Genomic DNA, 19,465 nt, shown 5'->3' with positions numbered 1-19,465 from the left:
TTTAGTTGTTAGTACCGTTAAATGTAAGCATTAATTGTTTTGAAAACACTTAAAATTTAACAACTATAACCTTTATATAGTTATTTAGTAGTTAATTTCATGAAGATTGTAATCCAGCTTATTCTCCGCAAATTTCGTTAAGCACCCATAAATAATCCGTTCTTTGGTTCACAAAGTCCTTATCTGAAATATCTATTATTTTAATATTGAAGTCGGGTTGGGTTTTTAAAAACTCCAGGTACCCTTCGTTTATTTTTTCTAAATACTCGTTTTCAATATTCTGCTCGTAGTCGCGTCCGCGCTTTTTAATATTTTGCTGGAGGCGCTCCGTATTTTGATATAAGTAGACGTACAATTCTGGTTTTGCAATATCTTTATACATGAGATAAAATAGCTTTCTGTAAAGCTTAAATTCATCTTCTTGTAACGTGATTTTCGAAAAAATAAGCGACTTAAACACATCATAATCACTTACAATAAAATCTTTAAACAAGTCTAATTGCGATAAGTCGTCACTAATTTGCTGGTATCTATCTGCCAAAAAGGACATTTCTAAAGGAAAAGCATATCTATTCGCATCCTCGTAGAACTTCGGTAAAAAGGCATTATCGGCAAAACGTTCTAAGATTAATTTGGCATTAAAATCTTGTGACATCATAGTTGCCAAACTTGTTTTCCCCGCTCCTATATTACCTTCAATAGCTATATAATTGTATTTTGAAAAATCATAGGATTTCCTAGGGTTTTTCAACCATATTTTAATAGGTTCTAAAACAGATTCATCTTCACACGCTTCTAATAAAGTGGCAATATTTTCATTCAATTCCGGATGTTCAATTTTAGACGCAACATCGTTAAGAGGTTGTAAAACAAAGCGTCTCTTTGCCATTTCTGGATGCGGAACTTGCAAGGTATCAGTATCAATAATTTGGTCTTCAGCTAAAATAATATCCAAATCAATTTCCCGAGCCTGATAACCTTCACCTTCAGATCGCTTACGCCCCATTTTGGTTTCAATAGACAATAATTTAGACAACACTTCCTGTGGCTCCATATAACTTTCCAAAACCAAACAAGCATTTAAGAAATCATCACTTTCAAAACCAAAGGCAGGCGACTTGTAAACTTTAGAAATTAATTTAATATTACCTATTTCAAGATGCATGGTATCCACCGCTTCCTGAAGATGTTTTAACTTATCTCCTTTATTACTTCCTAATGCAATATGAAATGTAGTTGGTTGCGTCATAGAAAAGGCAAATTAAGAAAAAGTAAATGGTTTCTTTTATATTTACAAAAGGTATTTATTCACAATGAGCATAAAAATTTCACGCCTTAAACCCAACAGCTAATAGCGCTAATAAAAATGCCTAGCAACACAAAAAATATAGTCCTGGAACACATTAAACGTATAAATAATGTTCTTGATTTTATAGAAAAAAACCTTGATTCTCATTTATCTTTAGAGATACTTGCTCAGAAGGCCCATTATTCTCCTTTCCACTTTCACCGTCTATTCTCGACTATTACCAACGAAAACTTAACCGAATATATAAACCGCAAGCGTTTAGAGCGTGTAGCAGCTATTTTACTCGTTGACTCTAAAATAACAATGAAAACCCTAAGCTACACCTATGGTTTTAATAGCGAAAACACCTTTTCTCGAGCATTTAAAAAATACTATGGCATAACACCTACAAATTTCAAATCTGAAGGAAAATCTAAACTTAGCAAGATTGGTATAGCCCCTTTTAATACCGAAAAATACATTTGTGACATTAATAATTTAAGACATTGGACTAAAATGAATGCACAAATAGCTGTTACACAAATTGAAGACTTAAAACTTGCAGCAATTACAGGAATTGGCAACTTCAATGAAATAACCTCTAAGTTTCAAAAACTATTTGAATGGGGGCATAGAAACAAAATACTGGCACACGAAGATTTTAAAACTATTACTATTTATCATGATAATCCTCATGTTACAGACCTATCAAAAGTAAGGTATAGTGCCTGTGTTACCATTCGTGAAAATTTTAAAGCAGAAGGGGATATTAGACCTCTTACAATAAGCGAAGGGGATTATGCTATTGGGCATTTTGAAATTGATAGCAAAGAATTCTCCAAAGCATGGAAAAGTATGTCTAATTGGGTAATGGAAAATGGATATCAATTTAGAGATGCGGACTATTTTGAAACCTACCTTAACGATTATAAAGACCACCCTGAGCAAAAGCACATAATTAATATCTTTATTCCTATAGAAAAAGACCATAAATCAAAACAAAAAAGCGAAAATTCGTATTGCACAAAATTAACACCTCAAAAACAGACCCAATATGATTACTTTGAACTAATAAGTTTTATGAAAGAGATTAGATACTTCTTTGAAAAAAATCATGGTTTAGACTTTAAATTGGGAAACATTTATAAAGGCAATAGGGATTTCTCATACTTTTCATTAACTACAAGTTATTTTAAAAAACAAAAATTAAAATTTGTGCTTATTTTTAATCATAAAAACTTAAACTTTAGAATTTGTTTATCGGGTCAAAACAAAGGGGTTCGTAAAAAGTATTGGAATCTTTTTAACGGAAGTGACTGGAATAAATACGCGTTGGCCTCTTCAATAGATGATAGTTTATCAATTATTGACTACACCATTGTTAAAACCCCAAACTTTAATCAAATGGACATACTTAAAAGTAAAATAGAAACTGAAACTTTCAAGTTTATTAATGAGTTTAGAGACATTCTTGAAAAATAATTTAATATATGACATTAAAAGACAAACTTGCTGCCCAACGTATTTACATGCTTTTAGCAGCGCTTTTTATAACCTCACTGGTTGTATCTAATCTTATTTTTCAAAAGTTTTTTTATTGGTACCCTGTAGATATTGAAATCTTTGGAAGTAAGCTTTTTGAAATTTCGGTTGGTATCTTGCCCTATCCCATAACCTTTTTAATCACCGATCTTATAAGCGAAATTTATGGTAAAAAGAAGGCCAACCAAGTAGTTGTTACTGGTATTTTTGCATCACTGTTTTCGCTTTTAATTGTTTACACTTCTAGCCTTGTACCAGCCACTTCTTGGTCTAAAGTTGATAATGAGTTATTCGATACTGTTTTCGGAAACTCTATTCTAGCGGTACTAGCCAGTATGATGGCGTATTTAAGTGCCCAATTTGTTGATATTCAAATTTATCATTTCTGGAAACAACTTACCAAGGGCAAACACTTGTGGTTAAGAAATAACTTCTCTACATGGTTATCGCAATTTGTCGATACGTTTTCAGTAATTCTACTTTTATGTCTGTTTTCAATTATTGAATGGGACAAATTTTGGGGCCTTGTCATCAGCGGATTTCTTTTTAAAGTTCTTGTAGCAGCTTGTGATACGCCTTTTTTATATATAGGCGTTCACCTCTTTAGAAAACGCTTTAATTTAAAGGTAAATGAAGAGATAGATTTGATGTAAACCAGATTAAATTTTAATTAAATCTTTAGTAAAACGCAACCAAAACATTCTGTCTTCCGTATATTTATTCAAAACCATCACTTATGAAAAAAGTTTTAAGGGTTACAGGAATTATAATAGTAATTCTGTTATTACTACTCGTAGTATTACCATTTGCTTTCCAAGGAAAAATTGCCGACATCGTTAAAAACTATATAAATCAAAACCTTAATGCTAAAGTAGAATTTAGCAATGTTAGTCTAAGTTTTGTTAAAGATTTCCCTCAAGCTCATGTTTCGGTTAATGATTTAGTAATCACCAATTTTGAACCATTTAAGGACGAAACGCTAGCAACGGTTAAAAGCATAGACTTCTCAATGCCATTAAAAGAGCTATTCAAAAAAGCCGAAGAGGACCCCATAGTAATAAACATGTTTAAAATAGACGAAGCACTTTTAACACTTAAAACAGATAAGTTTGGCAACACCAATTACGATATTGTAAAAGAGAGCGAAACTATTCCAGCACAAGATGAAGAAGCTAACAGCTTTTCGTTTAGTATTGAAGACTACAGCATTAATAATAGTGCCTTAACTTATTTAGATGATGCCACGAATATGGCCATTCATATATCGGAGCTAAACCATGAAGGTCATGGCGTTTTTTCTGCTCAATCTTCGGAGTTAAACACAAAGAGTGAAGCCAATATTAGTTTTGCCATGGATAGTACAAGCTATTTAGAAAACAACACATTAAAACTAGATGCCAATATTGGTCTAGATTTAAATAACAGCATTTATACATTTAAAGAAAATAAGGGCTTTATAAATAAATTACCGCTTGAGTTTCATGGTTCTGTACAACAGAAAGACAGCGGACAGCTAATTGATATTACTTTTGAAAACCCAGAGTCATCTTTTAAAAACTTCTTAGCTGTTATGCCAAAGGCTTATACAGAAAACTTGGATGATATTGTGACTACTGGCGATTTCAAAATAAATGGAAAAATTAAGGGACTTAGTTCAGACGAAACTATTCCTAATTTAGATATTAATATATCATCAAATAACGCCTCATTTAAATACCCTAATTTACCAAAGCGTGTTGAGCAAATTGCAATAAACACCTCCATTAAAAATACAACGGGAAATGCAGATGACACATATATAGATATTGAAAAGTTGAACTTTAAAATTGATGAAGATATTTTTAGGTCTTCGGCTACTTTAAAGAATCTTACTGAAAACATGTTGGTAAATGCCAATATTGATGGTAAGCTTAATCTAGGCAATATTACCAAAGTATATCCGGTTGACTTGGATAAAACGCTTAGCGGATTATTAGAGGCAAAAGTCTCTACCAATTTTGACATGAATGCTATTGAAACCAATGCTTATGAACGCATTAAAAATAGTGGTTCGGCAAGTATTTCTGACTTCGTTTTTTCATCAGAAGACATTGTAAATCCTATTCATATTTCTGAGGCCAATATGGTATTTAACCCTAATGTTGTTTTACTCAATTCTTTTAAAGCTAAAACAGGTGAAAGTGATTTAGATGCCACTGGAAAAATTGAAAACTTATTAGGCTTTTTATTAAGTGACAATACTTTAAAAGGTAACTTTAATGTAAACTCAAACCTTTTTAAAGTGAGTGATTTTATGACTGAGGATCAAGAAGTATCTGAAGACAACAAAACCACACCTGATGAGGAATCACTAAAAATTCCCGCCTTTTTAGACTGTACAATTAACGCCGATGCCAAAACCGTGGTATATGATAATCTGGATCTTAAAAACCTTAAAGGCACTCTTGTTATTCAAGATCAAAAAGCAACGTTTAAAGATGTCACATCGAACCTCTTTAATGGTTCTATTGCTGTAATTGGTAATGTTTCTACTAAAGAAAAAACACCAACATTCGATTTAAACTTAGGCATAGACAGTTTTGACATAGCGCAATCCTTTACGAATATGGAGCTACTTCAAAAATTAGCCCCAATAGCGAAATTGTTTCAAGGAAAATTAAACTCAACTCTACATTTTGCGGGAAATTTAGATGAGGAATTCACTCCCGATTTATCTAGTATCTCTGGTATGGCATTAGCAGAATTGTTCACTACAAAAATAAATGCAAATAAAGGAGAATTGTTTAACGCTCTAGAAAATCAGCTTAATTTTATTGATTTGGATAAAATTGATTTAAAAGATGTAAAGACTAAATTGGAATTTGCAAACGGAGGCGTAAGTGTTAAGCCCTTTGACCTTAAATATGAGGATATAGGAATAACAGTTTCTGGGAATCATAAATTTGACAAGACTATAGATTACAAAGCCGTATTCAATGTTCCTGCTAAGTACTTAGGCAGCGAGGTAAACCAGTTAATAGGGAAGATAAACACTAATGATGTTAAAGAATTATCCATACCCGTTACCGCCAATATTGGAGGAAGCTACACCTCTCCAGCGGTAAAAACAGATTTAAAAGCCGCAGTTTCAAACCTTACGCAACAACTTATTGAAATAGAAAAGCAAAAACTACTGAACAAAGGGAAGGACAAAGTTACCGATCTTCTGGGAGGACTACTGGGTAATAAAAACACCAAGACTACAGATAGCACGGTCACTCAAGATACAGAGCGTAAAAAAGATTCAATCACCACTCCTACCATAGAGGAAGGTGTAAAAAACATTTTAGGAGGGCTGTTAAAAAAGAAGAAAAAAGAAACAGAATAGATTCGAAACTTAAACGTTTTCTGTTTTTGCTGAAAAAAATCCTTAATATTATTAGGTTATCTTAATAAAAAGCTTAAGTTTTGCAAACGCTTTTTAGGAGAAACCTAAAAACACGAATTCACTCAAAACAAGCAAATGATAAAAATTATTATCAAAGATGGTGAAAACATTGAACGTGCCTTAAAACGTTACAAAAGAAAACACCGTAATGTACAGGTAATGCAGAATTTAAGAGAGGGACAGTTTTTCACAAAGCCATCTGTTAGAAGACGTCGTGAAATTCAAAAAGCAGCTTATATTCAAAAATTAAGAGATCAAGAAGAATTTTAATTGATCTAAATACCTAAAATAAAAAAGCCGCATTTTAATAAATGCGGCTTTTTTATTGAATTATTTCTTTCTTTTTAAGTATTTTTTCTTCTCTCTTTTTGTCATTTCAGCTTGTATAAGACCTTCATTATAAAAGCTTGTGTAAGCTTGGTTCTTTTCTAAATTCTGAAAACCCGAACCATCCGAATTAATAACAAACATTGGGTTTACATAAGCATACAGATTAGTTCTTGTTGCATAGGTTTCCTTAACTCTATTATCAAAATTATAGTCTTTCACTACTTTGTCCAGATAAAAAATAGATAGCCTTAATTGGCTATTTTCTGCTTTATCATAAGTTCCTGCAATTGCCAAAGGTGTTGATGGGTAAACCATATCTCCAACTTCTACCATAAAGCTGTTCTTTTTTAACACTCCATAACTAGCAATAGTTCCATCATCATGCTCAACTAACATAGAGTTAGATTTGTTTTTATAACCATATTCTGCCTTATTACTAGCAGCATTGCCATCAATAATATTAACAACAACTCCCTTTCTTATTGCACATACCGTATCATTTGGTTTTACCAAAAATTGGAAAGACGCCCAATTCTTGGGCTTTTTACCTCCCATTCTTTCGCCTAAAAAGCTAAGATGTCTCACCATAACTTCTTTTCCATTCTTAAAAGGCAACACATATTTAAAGTTATGATTGGGCTTAGCGTTAATGTCTCCCATTATTGGTCTATAAGAATATGAAAACGAAATATGCTCCTTGCTATTGGTAGGGTACAGCGTTGTTAATATCCCACTAAACCCATTTACATTAGTTCTTATCTCATTTGGAGCTGTTGAATTTGTAAGTTGTTTAAATTTTAAAACAACGTAGGTTGTTCCAGAGGTTTCTCCATTATAGGTAAAGGTAACCGACTTATCATCATTTCTTTCATAAGAAACGCCGTGGGCACGATTAGATTGAGAAAACGAAAAATGAAAAGTTGCTGTAAGTAGAGCAATAAAGATTAAACGCATACATTGATTTTTTGTACAATTACATTTACAATGATACTAAAATAATTTACACATTAATAAATACACTTTTAGTTTATGGTAATCTTTACAACAAGGCCTTCATTTGCCCTAACATTAAAAACGGTTTGATCTTCAAAGATGAGATACTGTCCTTTTACACCAACTAATTTACCCGAATAAGACACTTGCTTTACTATATTTAAACTTTTAGGCTTTTCAGGATATTGACTCACTGGAAAATCTAAATTGGTTTCGGTATTGTGTTCTATAAAATAATCCATGACTTCGGCAGGAATAAAATCTTTAATTCTATCTCGCCATTCAACCAAATTTTCATCTTCAATTTCATTTTTCAACATTTTACGCCAATTGGTCTTATCTGCAACATGCTCTTTTAACGCCACCTCGGTAATACCAGCTAAATAGCGGTTCGGGACCTCAACAATTTCTATCGCCTCATGAGCGCCTTGATCTATCCACCTTGTAGGCACCTGACTTTTTCTGGTTACCCCTACTTTTACATTACTAGAGTTAGCCAAATACACAATATGAGGCTGCAACTGCGCCTTCTTTTCAAATTCTAAATCGCGGTCTTCTATTCCCAGGTGTGCTTTGCTTAATTCGGGTCTCATTACCCAATCTGCAGCTTGTGGCACCTCATAGAAACATTGCTTATCAAAACCTTGCCTGTAAATTGGCTTATCTAAACCACAGTTTAAACACTGATATTTAACAAATTGCATTGTTATGTTTTTATTAAGCAACTGGTTAATGTTAATGAAATCATTTTCAAACACTAAATAATACTGAATAGGGTTTGAATACTCAGTTTCCATTTTCGTTAAAACACCTTGGTAGAACATGAAAAAAAATATTATTTTTAGAAAATAAAGATAGAATAAATATGCCAATTCCTTTAGTAAATTCTATTGCTTCTTGGTTTCTAAAAAAGCGTTTTCATCAAATTGAATTGTTTTTAAAATATCCAAACGAAGTTCAAAATGAATTACTTCTTAATCTAATAGATTTTGCTAAAAACACTGAATTTGGCAAGCAATACGACTTTGCTTCCATTAAAAACTATGAAACTTTTGCCGAACGTGTGCCTATAAAAAACTACGATGGTTGGCAAGATCTTATTGAACGTTCAAGACATGGTGAATCTAATATTTTTTGGCCAACACAAATTAAATGGTTTGCTAAATCTAGCGGTACTACCAGGGCCAAAAGTAAATTCATCCCTGTTAGCGAAGAGTCTTTAGAAGATTGTCATTATGCCGCAGGCAAAGATTTGCTTTGTATGTATTTAAATAACAATGAAGACTCCCAATTATTTAATGGCAAAAGTCTTCGCTTAGGCGGAAGTAAAGAACTTTATAAAGAAAACGGAACTATTTTTGGAGATTTATCTGCTATACTTATAGATAATATGCCTTTTTGGGCAGAATTTAGCAGCACTCCAAGTAATAAGGTTTCTCTAATGAGTGATTGGGAATACAAAATGCAAGCTATTGTTGATGAAACTATAAATGAAAACGTAACAAGCTTAGCAGGTGTTCCCTCTTGGATGCTCGTTTTACTTAATAATGTTTTAGAAACTACTGGTAAACAAGATTTATTTGATGTTTGGCCTAATCTTGAGGTTTACTTCCATGGAGGTGTATCTTTTATGCCCTATAAAGATCAGTATAAAAAAATACTAAGACAGAGGAATTTTAAATATTATGAGATTTATAATGCCTCTGAAGGTTTCTTTGCTATTCAAGATCAAAACAACTCAAACGAATTACTGTTAATGTTAGATTATGGTATTTTTTATGAGTTTATTCCAATGGATATTTATGCTTCTTCAGAAGAAAAAGCAATCCCTTTAAGTCAAGTTAAACTAGGCATTAATTACGCTGTTATAATAACCACTAATGCAGGATTATGGCGCTATAAGATTGGGGATACAGTTAGATTTACTTCTCTAAATCCGTATAGAATAAAAATAAGTGGAAGAACTAAACATCATATAAATGTGTTTGGAGAAGAACTTATTATAGAAAATGCAGAGCAAGCTTTAAAAAAGGTTTGTAAACGTACAAAAGCGGAAATCGTAGATTTTACGGCAGCACCTATCTTCATGGAGGGCAAAGAAAAAGGTGCTCATGAATGGCTTATAGAATTCAAAACACCTCCAAAAGACATTCATTACTTCAATGAATTATTTGATAATGCTTTAAAAGCTCTTAACTCCGATTATGAAGCTAAGCGCTATAACAACATTACACTTAATAAGCCTAAAATTAATGTTGCTCGCAATCAGTTATTTCATGATTGGTTAAAAGTAAATAACAAACTTGGCGGCCAACATAAAGTACCCAGACTCTCTAACACTAGAGACTATATGGACGAACTACTGAAGCTAAACTCTTAGACCTTCTTAAAAAACTACCAACCAATCACTTAACGAAATTAATAGTTTTTGGTCTAATAAATTATGCCTCCTTTTTCGATTGCTTATATATTTATGGTCCTAATTAATCTAATACTCTTAAAAAATGAAAGCTAAGTTACTGTTAATAGGACTCTTAATTTCAAGTTTTGCTATTGCTCAAACCTCAATAGCTGTAAATACATCGAAAAAATATATTTCATCTAATACGTATACTGAGACCCCTGTAGAAATTAAATCTAATGGGTTTAATTTTGAAGTAATAGATGCAGGAGCCAATACTAAATACTCTGAGTTTGCATCTGGATTTTTTAAGGGTAAACTCATTTCAGTTTCTTCAAAAAAAATTGGAGGATTAGCCAAATTAGACCCAAATACTAAAGAAGGTTACAAAAATTTATTTTGTTTAGATGTTGATGAAAAAGGCCAATTAAGTGCCCCTTTATTATTCTCAAGAATTTTAAACACAAATGGTAGTGAAGGGCAATTAACATTTTCTCCAGATCAAACTGTAGTATACTACACAAGAAGCGCTAAATCTAACTCTTTAAAATATAATCTTTATAAAGCTACTTTAAAAGAGAACTCACATGGTAGTTGGATTCAAAATGAACTTGTAAATATTAACACTCCTAATGCGTCAATAGAAACGCCTTACTTAAGTAAAGATGGTACAAAATTATATTTTGCCTCTGATATGGAAGGTTCAATTGGAGGTTTTGACATATTTGTTGCAGACATAAATGAAGATGGCACTTTAAGTAAACCAAAAAACTTAGGCCATGGTGTGAATTCTACATCAGATGAAAAATACCCTTCGCTTTCGGTTGATGGCAAAGCACTTTACTTTTCATCTAAAGGACATCAAAACCTAGGAGGATATGATGTTTTTATGAGTAAAATTAAAGATAACGACACGTATAAAGCACCAAGGAATTTAGGTAACACATTAAACACGAGTTATGATGAGGTGGCATTTTTCTTTACCACAAAAAATGAAGGTTATATATCATCAAATAAACCTCAAGGAAAAGGTGGTTATGATATTTATAGAGCCATTAATAGCGAAGTAACTCAATCTATAAAAGGCTCCATAAGAGATTTAACAACGAAAATAAAATTACCAAATACCCAAGTAGTTTTAATTGATGAAGACAATAATGAAGTTGCTAAAATGAAGACTGATGAAAACGGAATGTTTACCTTTAATAAGATAATTCCTTTTGAAGAATATACAATTAAAACCCAAAAAGATGGTTTTGAAGATGGCAATTTCGAATTTATAGCCGATAAAGGGTATGAGACAGAATACAATAAAAGTTTTGACTTAAAAACTAAGGCTGCTGTAATAGAAAAAGTTAATGATAAGCTACAAATTGTACTTGAAAACATATACTTTGACTATGCTAAATACAGTATTAAAGAAGAATCTACAATTTCATTAAATAAGGTTATTAAAGTATTAAATGAAAACCCAAATATGAAATTAGCCATTAATGCGCATACAGATATTAGAGGTAATGATTCTTATAACTTTAGACTATCGAATAAGCGTGCTGAATCTGCCTTAAAGTATATTATCAAATCAGGAATTGATAAGAATAGAATAGTATCTGAAGGATTTGGTGAAACGCAACCACTTGTTGATTGCAAATCTAAAACTTGTTCTGATAAAGATCACGAAACTAACAGACGAATAGAATTTGTTATTCTAGATTAATAGTGGTAATTCGATTAAAAACACTCTAAAAAGTTGGTTAAACGAGAGTATGTGATGTTTTATCTAAAAGCAATAAAAACCCTTTGCTACAGTTATAAATAAGTCTACTTTTACTGCAGTATTAAACAAAATATGAGAAATAAATCGTAATGTTTATTATTAATTAAGACAATCCATATAAATAAAAAACCACGCTTTAACAGCGTGGTTTTTTTTAGTCTGTAAATTTATTTTTTAAGAAACAGCTTTTAGTTTCTTCAATGTTGTTTTAGTCAACTTATCTTCTGCGTACGTTTTGGTTACATTAAGTTTCTTTTCATCAGAACTTGGTAACTCAAACATGGCATCGGTTAAAATTTCTTCACATAGCGAACGTAGTCCTCTCGCTCCAAGCTTGTACTCAATAGCTTTGTTAACTACAAATTCTAAGGCACCATCAGTAATGGTAAAATCAATATCATCCATAGCAAACAACTTCTTGTATTGCTTTATGATAGCATTTTTAGGCTCCGTTAAAATTGCTCTTAACGTATTAGCATCTAAAGGATCCATATGCGTAAGAACTGGTAAACGTCCTATAATCTCAGGAATTAATCCGAAGTCCTTCAAATCCTTTGGAATAATATACTGTAACAGGTTATCAGGGTCAATTTTATCATCAGACTTAGAAGCACTATATCCAACAGCTTGCATATTTAAACGCTTAGTAATAACACGTTCAATACCATCAAACGCACCACCTGCTATAAACAAGATATTCTCTGTATTTACTTCAATAAACTTTTGGTCTGGGTGTTTTCTACCTCCTTTTGGTGGAACGTTAACAACAGTACCTTCTAAAAGTTTTAATAACGCCTGTTGTACACCTTCACCCGAAACGTCTCTAGTTATAGAAGGATTATCACTCTTACGAGCAATTTTATCTATTTCATCAATAAAAACGATACCCTTTTCCGCTTTTTCTAAATTATAATCAGCTGCTTGTAATAAACGTGTTAAGATACTTTCAACATCTTCACCTACATACCCCGCCTCTGTTAACACTGTTGCATCAACAATAGCTAAAGGCACATTTAACATTCTTGCAATGGTTTTAGCCATTAAAGTTTTACCTGTACCTGTTTGCCCTACCATAACGATATTACTCTTCTGAATTTCAATATCGTCTTGAGACGGTGGTTGTAACAAGCGCTTGTAATGATTATAAACAGCCACGGACATTACTTTTTTAGTAAAGTCCTGTCCTATAATATATTCATCAAGGAATTCTTTTATCTGCTGTGGTTTGCGTAGTTTAAGCTCTGCGGATAAGTCACTGCTTTCGTTCTGCTTAGATTCCTCCAACACAATACCGTAAGCCTGCTCAATACACCTGTCACATATATGAGCATCTAAACCTGCTATTAACAAGTTCGTTTCAGATTTTTTTCTACCACAAAACGAACATTCTAACTCTTCTTTTGCCATTAATCAGTTTCTGTTTTGAGAAAATTAATTGTTTATCTCTGGTTAACAATTAATTAAAATTACAAATTTTTATTTAATCTCTAGATAAAATTTCGTCTATCATGCCATATTCTTTGGCTTTATCGGCTTTCATCCAGTAGTCTCTATCACTATCTTCATAGATTTTGTCGTAATCTTGCCCTGAGTGCTTACTAATGATTTTATAAAGCTCTTCTTTTAAAGTTAAAATCTCTCTAGCCGTAATTTCTATATCACTTGCTTGCCCTTGCGCACCACCCAAAGGTTGGTGAATCATAACTCTGGAATGAGGTAATCCACTACGTTTTCCTTTTTCTCCTGCACAAAGAAGAACTGCCCCCATTGAAGCTGCCATACCCGTACAAATAGTTGCCACATCTGGCTTAATGAATTGCATGGTATCATAGATACCCAAACCAGCATAAACGCTTCCTCCCGGTGAATTTATGTAAATTTGAATGTCTTTACTTGGGTCTGTACTTTCTAAAAACAATAACTGCGCTTGAATAATATTAGCTACTTGATCGTTAATAGCAGTACCCATAAAGATGATTCTATCCATCATTAAACGTGAAAACACATCAAAAATGGCAATATTCATCTGGCGCTCTTCAATAATGTTTGGTGTTAGATTAGTTGGATACATACTACTCATTATTTTATTGTAGTACGTGCTACTAATACCTTGATCTTTTATGGCGAATTTTTCAAACTCTTTTGCGTAATCCATAGTAATTTATTTTTTAAAACCCTGACTTGCATCAAGATAGTATTTATTTCTGCGATTGCAGAGTGATTCATTTTAATAAAAAACGCTTAAATCTATTTGATTTAAGCGTTTAAATATAATGAATTATTCCATTAGTTATTTGTCTCCGTACACTTCTTTAACAAAGTTTTCGTAACTTAATTCTTTTACCTTAAGGTTTGCTTTTTCTTTGTAAACCTCTAATAATTTCTGACTAACTAATTGTTCTGAAATTCTTCTTGTTTCATCTTGGTTTGATAATACACGTGCGGCAATACCATCTAACTCCTCATCTGAAGGATTCATTTGACCAAATTGAGCCATTTGTCCTTTAATCATTTCTTTAGCATGACCTTTAATATCATCTAAAGTTACCTTGATATCATTCTCCTCAATTAATTTACCTTCAATTAGTTGGTAACGTAAGCTTTTTTCGGACTTCTCATATTCTTCTTTAGCCTCTGCATCGTCTAATTGTTTTTCACCAGCTGTTTGTAACCATTTAGTTAAAAACTCCGATGGTAAATCGAACTTAGTGCTTTCAACCAAATACTCCGTTACATCATTTAAAAGCTTTTGATCTGCTTGCTGAACAAATTGTTTTTCAGCATCTTCCTTAATCTTATCCTTTAATTCTGTTACTGTTTTAACAGTTCCTTCTCCAAATAATTTATCAAACAACTCTTGATCTAAATCTGCTAGTTCACGTTTGTTAATTTCTGAAACTGTAAATGTAACTTCAATATCCAATCCATCAACTTCCTCTTTTCCTAATTTTAAGGCATGCATTAAATCATACGCTTCAGAATAAAGTCCCTTGGTTTTTAAAGTGATAACATCTCCTGCCTTAGCTCCAATAAATTTCTTTTGATTCGTTTTAGTCTTAAACTTATCTAAAGTTAGAGTTACAGTATTATCAATCTCTTTTTCTTCATTTTTAAAAGCTCCAGTAACTTCACTATCTTCTTCTACAGCTTCTTGAGAGACTAATTTTCCGTATTGTTTTTGAATACGCTCAATTTGCTCATCAATCATTTTATCATCTGCAACAATATTATATTGCGTAATAGCTTTTTTACCTTTTAATTTTACGTCAAAATCTGGAGCTAAACCTAATTCAAACTCAAAAGAGAATGTGTCAGCATCCCAATCTATGTCATCTTGAGGTTTTGGTAAAGGCTGCCCTAAAACGTCCAGCTTCTCTTCTGTTAAGTACTTGTTTAATGCATCCTGAAGTAATTTATTAACTTCATCTACTAATACAGCTTTTCCGTATTGCTTTTTAACCATTCCCATTGGCACATGACCTTTTCTAAAACCAGGAATGTTAGCTGTTTTACGGTAATCTGATAATATTTTTTCTACTTTATCGCTATAATCTTCTTTAGCAATATCAACTTTCACTACCGCATTTAATGCATCAACGTTTTCTCTTGTAATATTCATTTTTTAAATGATATGAAACCTTTAAAGGCAATTAACAATTAAATAGGCTCTAGAACCTAAAATATTTTAGCTTCCCATTTACATGGGAATGACAATTTTAATCGAAACTTCGATGATTTCCATCAACGTGTTTTTTGCGACTAAAATCGGGATGCAAAAGTATAACATTTTTTGCACCCCAACAAAGTTTTAATTGCTTGATTTTGAAGCTATTTTTTCTTTTCTTTTAATAGAGAATGCAATATAGATTGCAGGATAGAAAGCAGTATGCTAAAAAGAATTGCAGTCCATATGCCATTTACATAAAATCCATCAATCAATTTATCCGCTAACAAAATTATTATTGCGTTTATAACTAAGAGAAACAATCCAAGAGTTACAATGGTTATAGGTAAGGTTAAAACTACCAAAACAGGTTTAACCAACAAGTTCAAAACCGAAAGCACTACAGCCACAATAATAGCAGTAACATATGTTTCTACTTTAGCGCCATCCAAAAAATGAGCAATGGTAAAAACAGCTAATGCGTTTATTAAAAGTTTTAATAAAAGTTTCATTTGACTAAAGTTTGATAGTGTAATTTACAAAATATCAACTTACAAAATCCACAACTGCCTTATAAAAATCCTTAGGGTTTTCTGCATGTAACCAATGACCCGAATTAGCAATAGTGGCTATTTCCGCCTGGGTAAACTGGTTCAATATAAGTCTTTCATCCTCATAGCCAATATACTCAGACCTATCACCTTTTAGAAATAGCGCTTTCTTTTCAAAATTTAAGTGTACTGGAAGAGATTCGCCAATCTCTGACACTTCGTTTTTTAAAACTTCAAGGTTAACTCTTAATCCGAGTTGCCCCTTCTCTACCCAATATAAGTTTTTAAGCAAAAACTGACGTGTACCAAAATCGGTCACATAATTACCCAAAACTTTATCTGCTTCTCCTCTACTTTTAATTTCAGAAAAATCTAAAGCACTCAAACCTTCTAATATTGACTGGTGGTGAACTGGATAAAACCTTGGAGAAATATCTGCAACTAATAATTTTGACACAAATTCGGGATACAAACAAGAGAACAACATGGCTGTTTTACCTCCCATTGAATGTCCTAAAAGCACGATATCTTCTAAACCATGAGTTTCACAATAGACTTTTAAATCTTCAGCAAGGACTTCATAACTAAAGTCGTCGTTCCAAAAGCTACGACCATGATTACGCTGATCTACTAAATGCACTTGAAACCCTAGTTCACTAAATTGCCTTCCTAAAGTTTTCCAATTATCACTCATACCTAAAAAACCATGAAGAATTACAAATGGTTTTCCTTCGCCTAATATGTTAGAATGTAATGTCATAAACCTCCCTTAATCCCTCCAAAGGAGGGCTACTATAATTTATTTTAAAATTAAACTGTATCTACGAATACTTTTAACAGACACTATTAACTAATTGCCGAATACTGTAACTGCGTACTAACTAAGTTTTCTCAAATACATTTGAATAACATTTTCTACTCCCAAATACAAACTTTCTGCTATTAATGCATGCCCAATGGATACTTCTAAAAGCCCAGGGATATTTTCTTTAAAAAACTGAATATTATCCAATGACAAATCATGTCCGGCATTAATTCCTAAACCGAGTTTGTTTGCTAAGTCGGCACATTCGGCATACGGTTTTATTCCATCTTTATTCCCTAGGGCATAATCATGGGCAAATGCCTCGGTATATAATTCAATTCTATCTGTACCTGTCTCTTTAGCACCTTCTATTTGACTCTTAATTGGATCTACGAAAATAGACGTTCTTATATTGTTTTGTTTAAACTCTTTAATTACATCAATTAAAAAATCCTTGTGCTTTATAGTATCCCAACCAGCATTACTTGTTATAGCATCTTCGGCATCTGGAACCAAAGTAACTTGAGTAGGTTTAACTTTTAAGACAAGATCAATAAACTTAGGTATAGGATTACCTTCAATATTATACTCCGTGTAAACTTCTGGCTTTAAATCAAAAGCATCCTGGTAACGAATATGTCGCTCATCTGGTCTTGGGTGAATGGTAACGCCTTCACCACCAAATCTCTGCACATCCTTTGCAAATTGTACTACATTGGGCACATCACCACCTCTAGAATTTCTTAAAGTAGCTATTTTATTAATGTTTACACTTAACTTTGTCATAAATAAAAATTTAAGCCACAAAAGTAGATGATTTTTTCATTAAAAATTCATTACCGTAAAGGAAAAGCTTTGTAATTTAATTAGTGCTTATAGAGCTCGTCTTAAATTTGCATCATAAACCCAAAATTTAATTCAGTATAGAAGAAAAATATAAAGTAGAAAAGCTTAAGTACTATTTTTTTAATTACTTTGCATAGGCATTTACAAGCAGTATGAAGTTACGAGAATACATTATAAACGATATTAAACCTGTTGATAGTTCTAGTAAGGTTTCAGACCTTCAGTCTTTGTTTAATCAACTTACCTATTCCCACATTCCAGTAAATGATTCTAATGGGGTATTTATGGGGGTACTTTTTGAAACAGACGTGCATTGTTTTGATGCCAACAAACCTGTTAGCGAATACCTTTATGCCGCCGAAGTTTTCTATGTTAGGGACAATACCCTTTGGTTAGATGTTTTAGAGGCCTTTGCGCAAAACTCTTCTAACATTATGCCGGTTTTAGACGAAAAGAACAATTATTTAGGTTACTATGAATTAAACGATATTATTGGGCTTTTTAATGAGTCTCCATTTTTTAATTATGCTGGAGCTGTTCTAATAGTTGAAAAAGGAATTAACGATTATTCATTTAGCGAAATAAGCCAAATAGTTGAATCTAACAACGGCAAATTACTGGGAGCTTTTGTTTCTAAAATGACTAATGATTTAGCTCAGGTAACTTTAAAAATTGGTAACACTGGTCTAAATGATATTATTCAAACCTTTAGACGCTATAGCTACAATATTGTAGCTGGTCATGAAGAAGACAGCTACATTAAAAACTTAAAAGAACGTTCTGATTATTTAAACAAGTACCTAAACATTTAAGTGTTTAATTGATTAAACCATTACTCTTAAAACTATTAAACCAATGAAAGTTGCCATTTTTGGACGTTTCTATAATAAAACAACAACAGAATCTGTTGAAACCCTTTTGGAATACCTTTTAAAAAAAGATATTGATGCCTATATAGAAACAGGTTTTTATAATATCATTAAAGAGGAATCTCCAACTTTTAAAGAATACAAAACCTTTGAGACTTTAGATACGTCTTTTGATTTTTTAGTAAGTGTTGGTGGTGATGGTACTATTTTAAGGTCAATAATTTATGTAAAAGACATAGACATTCCCATTATTGGTCTAAATACGGGTAGATTGGGCTTTTTAGCGACCATACAGGTTGATGCTATTGAACAAGCCATTCAAAACATTATAGATGGTAAGTATAAAATTTCTGAAAGAAGCTTGCTTTCTGTAGAAACAAGCCCTGAAAACAGTGATATTTCTTCAATAAACTTCGCTTTAAACGAGGTTGGTATTAGCAGAAAAAACACCACTTCAATGATTACCATTGAAACACATTTAAATGACGAGTATTTAACGTCTTATTGGAGTGATGGACTTATTGTCTCTACACCCACAGGATCTACAGGATATTCGCTTAGTTGTGGTGGCCCTGTAATAACTCCAGACACCAATAGTTTTGTACTCACTCCAATTGCGCCTCATAATTTAAGCGCAAGACCTTTGGTGATTCCAGATACTACAGAAATTCAACTTAAAGTTTACGGTAGAGAAGAACAACATCTCGTTTCACTAGATTCTAGAATAGCTACATTAGATAATGGCACCCTAATTAAAATAAAGAAAGCCGACTTTAAAATAAAGATGATAGATTTATTAGATGAGAGCTTTTTAATAACCTTGCGCAAAAAGTTACTTTGGGGAGAAGATAAACGTAATTAGACCCTTATTTCACAATAATTTACAAGAATTTTTGTTTAACACTAATACAATTTAGCTCAAATTACATTTGGCTAATCTTATTTATTATATTTGCAAACTTTTGAACCTCT

17 protein-coding genes are annotated in these 19,465 nt (G+C 32.3%); 8 read left to right on the top strand and 9 right to left on the bottom strand.

Annotated features, from left to right (window positions below; all coding sequences use genetic code 11):
* Window positions 1–118: 118 nt before the first annotated feature.
* A complete protein-coding gene (gene folK / locus FUA24_RS14910; protein WP_148543707.1) occupies window positions 119–1,249 on the bottom strand; it encodes a 2-amino-4-hydroxy-6-hydroxymethyldihydropteridine diphosphokinase in 1,131 nt (376 codons plus the stop codon).
* A 117-nt stretch (window positions 1,250–1,366) separates the two neighbouring features.
* Between folK and FUA24_RS14905 the strand changes: the two genes are divergently transcribed.
* The 4 genes from FUA24_RS14905 (at window position 1,367) to rpsU (ending at window position 6,527) form a co-directional block, all read left to right on the top strand.
* Window positions 1,367–2,770, top strand: a complete 1,404-nt coding sequence (locus tag FUA24_RS14905) for an AraC family transcriptional regulator (protein WP_148543705.1) — start codon at window positions 1,367–1,369, stop codon at window positions 2,768–2,770.
* Window positions 2,771–2,778: 8 nt separating this feature from the next.
* Window positions 2,779–3,483 carry a queuosine precursor transporter gene (locus FUA24_RS14900; protein ID WP_148543703.1) on the top strand — a complete coding sequence of 235 codons (705 nt, stop codon included), beginning with the start codon at window positions 2,779–2,781 and terminating at the stop codon, window positions 3,481–3,483.
* Between the two features lie 83 nt (window positions 3,484–3,566).
* Window positions 3,567–6,197, top strand: a complete 2,631-nt coding sequence (locus tag FUA24_RS14895; protein WP_148543701.1) for an AsmA family protein — start codon at window positions 3,567–3,569, stop codon at window positions 6,195–6,197.
* A gap of 135 nt (window positions 6,198–6,332) precedes the next feature.
* Complete coding sequence (gene rpsU / locus FUA24_RS14890) at window positions 6,333–6,527, top strand: 30S ribosomal protein S21 (RefSeq protein WP_148543699.1); 195 nt, start codon at window positions 6,333–6,335, stop codon at window positions 6,525–6,527.
* 60 nt (window positions 6,528–6,587) lie between these two features.
* Here the strand turns inward: rpsU and FUA24_RS14885 are convergent, their stop codons facing one another.
* Window positions 6,588–7,541 (bottom strand): peptidoglycan DD-metalloendopeptidase family protein, encoded by a 954-nt coding sequence (locus FUA24_RS14885; RefSeq protein ID WP_148543697.1) that lies wholly within the window; start codon window positions 7,539–7,541, stop codon window positions 6,588–6,590.
* Window positions 7,542–7,609: 68 nt separating this feature from the next.
* Entirely contained in the window at window positions 7,610–8,404 is a 795-nt protein-coding gene (locus tag FUA24_RS14880; protein ID WP_148543695.1) for a DUF2797 domain-containing protein, read from the bottom strand.
* 41 nt (window positions 8,405–8,445) lie between these two features.
* Between FUA24_RS14880 and FUA24_RS14875 the strand changes: the two genes are divergently transcribed.
* Entirely contained in the window at window positions 8,446–9,960 is a 1,515-nt protein-coding gene (locus FUA24_RS14875) for a GH3 auxin-responsive promoter family protein (protein WP_148543693.1), read from the top strand.
* 124 nt (window positions 9,961–10,084) lie between these two features.
* On the top strand, window positions 10,085–11,698 hold the full coding sequence (locus FUA24_RS14870) for an OmpA family protein (RefSeq protein ID WP_148543691.1): 1,614 nt from the start codon (window positions 10,085–10,087) through the stop codon (window positions 11,696–11,698).
* Between the two features lie 234 nt (window positions 11,699–11,932).
* Here FUA24_RS14870 and clpX read toward each other — a convergent pair whose 3' ends face one another.
* From clpX to FUA24_RS14840, 6 genes are all read right to left on the bottom strand, one after another.
* Window positions 11,933–13,165, bottom strand: coding sequence for an ATP-dependent Clp protease ATP-binding subunit ClpX (gene clpX, locus FUA24_RS14865; protein ID WP_148543689.1), 1,233 nt, complete (start codon window positions 13,163–13,165; stop codon window positions 11,933–11,935).
* 73 nt (window positions 13,166–13,238) lie between these two features.
* The gene (gene clpP / locus FUA24_RS14860; RefSeq protein ID WP_148543687.1) at window positions 13,239–13,913 is read right to left on the bottom strand and encodes an ATP-dependent Clp endopeptidase proteolytic subunit ClpP; all 675 of its coding nucleotides are present in this window, start codon (window positions 13,911–13,913) and stop codon (window positions 13,239–13,241) included.
* A 135-nt stretch (window positions 13,914–14,048) separates the two neighbouring features.
* A complete protein-coding gene (gene tig / locus FUA24_RS14855) occupies window positions 14,049–15,377 on the bottom strand; it encodes a trigger factor (RefSeq protein ID WP_148543685.1) in 1,329 nt (442 codons plus the stop codon).
* A gap of 209 nt (window positions 15,378–15,586) precedes the next feature.
* Window positions 15,587–15,934 carry a phage holin family protein gene (locus FUA24_RS14850; protein WP_148543683.1) on the bottom strand — a complete coding sequence of 116 codons (348 nt, stop codon included), beginning with the start codon at window positions 15,932–15,934 and terminating at the stop codon, window positions 15,587–15,589.
* A 34-nt stretch (window positions 15,935–15,968) separates the two neighbouring features.
* On the bottom strand, window positions 15,969–16,733 hold the full coding sequence (locus FUA24_RS14845) for an alpha/beta fold hydrolase (protein WP_148543681.1): 765 nt from the start codon (window positions 16,731–16,733) through the stop codon (window positions 15,969–15,971).
* Between the two features lie 117 nt (window positions 16,734–16,850).
* Complete coding sequence (locus FUA24_RS14840; protein WP_148543679.1) at window positions 16,851–17,564, bottom strand: pyridoxine 5'-phosphate synthase; 714 nt, start codon at window positions 17,562–17,564, stop codon at window positions 16,851–16,853.
* Between the two features lie 212 nt (window positions 17,565–17,776).
* On the opposite strand from FUA24_RS14840, the gene FUA24_RS14835 reads away from it, so the two are divergent.
* A complete protein-coding gene (locus FUA24_RS14835; RefSeq protein ID WP_148543677.1) occupies window positions 17,777–18,436 on the top strand; it encodes a CBS domain-containing protein in 660 nt (219 codons plus the stop codon).
* A 43-nt stretch (window positions 18,437–18,479) separates the two neighbouring features.
* Window positions 18,480–19,355, top strand: a complete 876-nt coding sequence (locus FUA24_RS14830) for an NAD kinase (protein WP_148543675.1) — start codon at window positions 18,480–18,482, stop codon at window positions 19,353–19,355.
* Window positions 19,356–19,465 lie beyond the last annotated feature (110 nt).

The sequence above is a fragment of the Seonamhaeicola marinus genome, assembly GCF_008085455.1.
The sequence above is the reverse complement of the archived record's forward strand: the minus strand, read 5'-3'. Positions and strand labels throughout refer to the sequence as shown.

Coding starts and splice junctions, on each gene's coding strand:
- FUA24_RS14895 (WP_148543701.1), top strand. CDS start 3,567: ATGAAAAAAGTTTTAAGGGTTACAGGAATTATAATAGTAATTCTGTTA.
- FUA24_RS14900 (WP_148543703.1), top strand. CDS start 2,779: ATGACATTAAAAGACAAACTTGCTGCCCAACGTATTTACATGCTTTTA.
- clpX (WP_148543689.1), bottom strand. CDS start 13,165: ATGGCAAAAGAAGAGTTAGAATGTTCGTTTTGTGGTAGAAAAAAATCT.
- clpP (WP_148543687.1), bottom strand. CDS start 13,913: ATGGATTACGCAAAAGAGTTTGAAAAATTCGCCATAAAAGATCAAGGT.
- FUA24_RS14870 (WP_148543691.1), top strand. CDS start 10,085: ATGAAAGCTAAGTTACTGTTAATAGGACTCTTAATTTCAAGTTTTGCT.
- folK (WP_148543707.1), bottom strand. CDS start 1,249: ATGACGCAACCAACTACATTTCATATTGCATTAGGAAGTAATAAAGGA.
- FUA24_RS14835 (WP_148543677.1), top strand. CDS start 17,777: ATGAAGTTACGAGAATACATTATAAACGATATTAAACCTGTTGATAGT.
- FUA24_RS14885 (WP_148543697.1), bottom strand. CDS start 7,541: ATGCGTTTAATCTTTATTGCTCTACTTACAGCAACTTTTCATTTTTCG.
- FUA24_RS14840 (WP_148543679.1), bottom strand. CDS start 17,564: ATGACAAAGTTAAGTGTAAACATTAATAAAATAGCTACTTTAAGAAAT.
- FUA24_RS14880 (WP_148543695.1), bottom strand. CDS start 8,404: ATGTTCTACCAAGGTGTTTTAACGAAAATGGAAACTGAGTATTCAAAC.
- FUA24_RS14850 (WP_148543683.1), bottom strand. CDS start 15,934: ATGAAACTTTTATTAAAACTTTTAATAAACGCATTAGCTGTTTTTACC.
- FUA24_RS14875 (WP_148543693.1), top strand. CDS start 8,446: ATGCCAATTCCTTTAGTAAATTCTATTGCTTCTTGGTTTCTAAAAAAG.
- tig (WP_148543685.1), bottom strand. CDS start 15,377: ATGAATATTACAAGAGAAAACGTTGATGCATTAAATGCGGTAGTGAAA.
- rpsU (WP_148543699.1), top strand. CDS start 6,333: ATGATAAAAATTATTATCAAAGATGGTGAAAACATTGAACGTGCCTTA.
- FUA24_RS14830 (WP_148543675.1), top strand. CDS start 18,480: ATGAAAGTTGCCATTTTTGGACGTTTCTATAATAAAACAACAACAGAA.
- FUA24_RS14845 (WP_148543681.1), bottom strand. CDS start 16,733: ATGACATTACATTCTAACATATTAGGCGAAGGAAAACCATTTGTAATT.
- FUA24_RS14905 (WP_148543705.1), top strand. CDS start 1,367: ATGCCTAGCAACACAAAAAATATAGTCCTGGAACACATTAAACGTATA.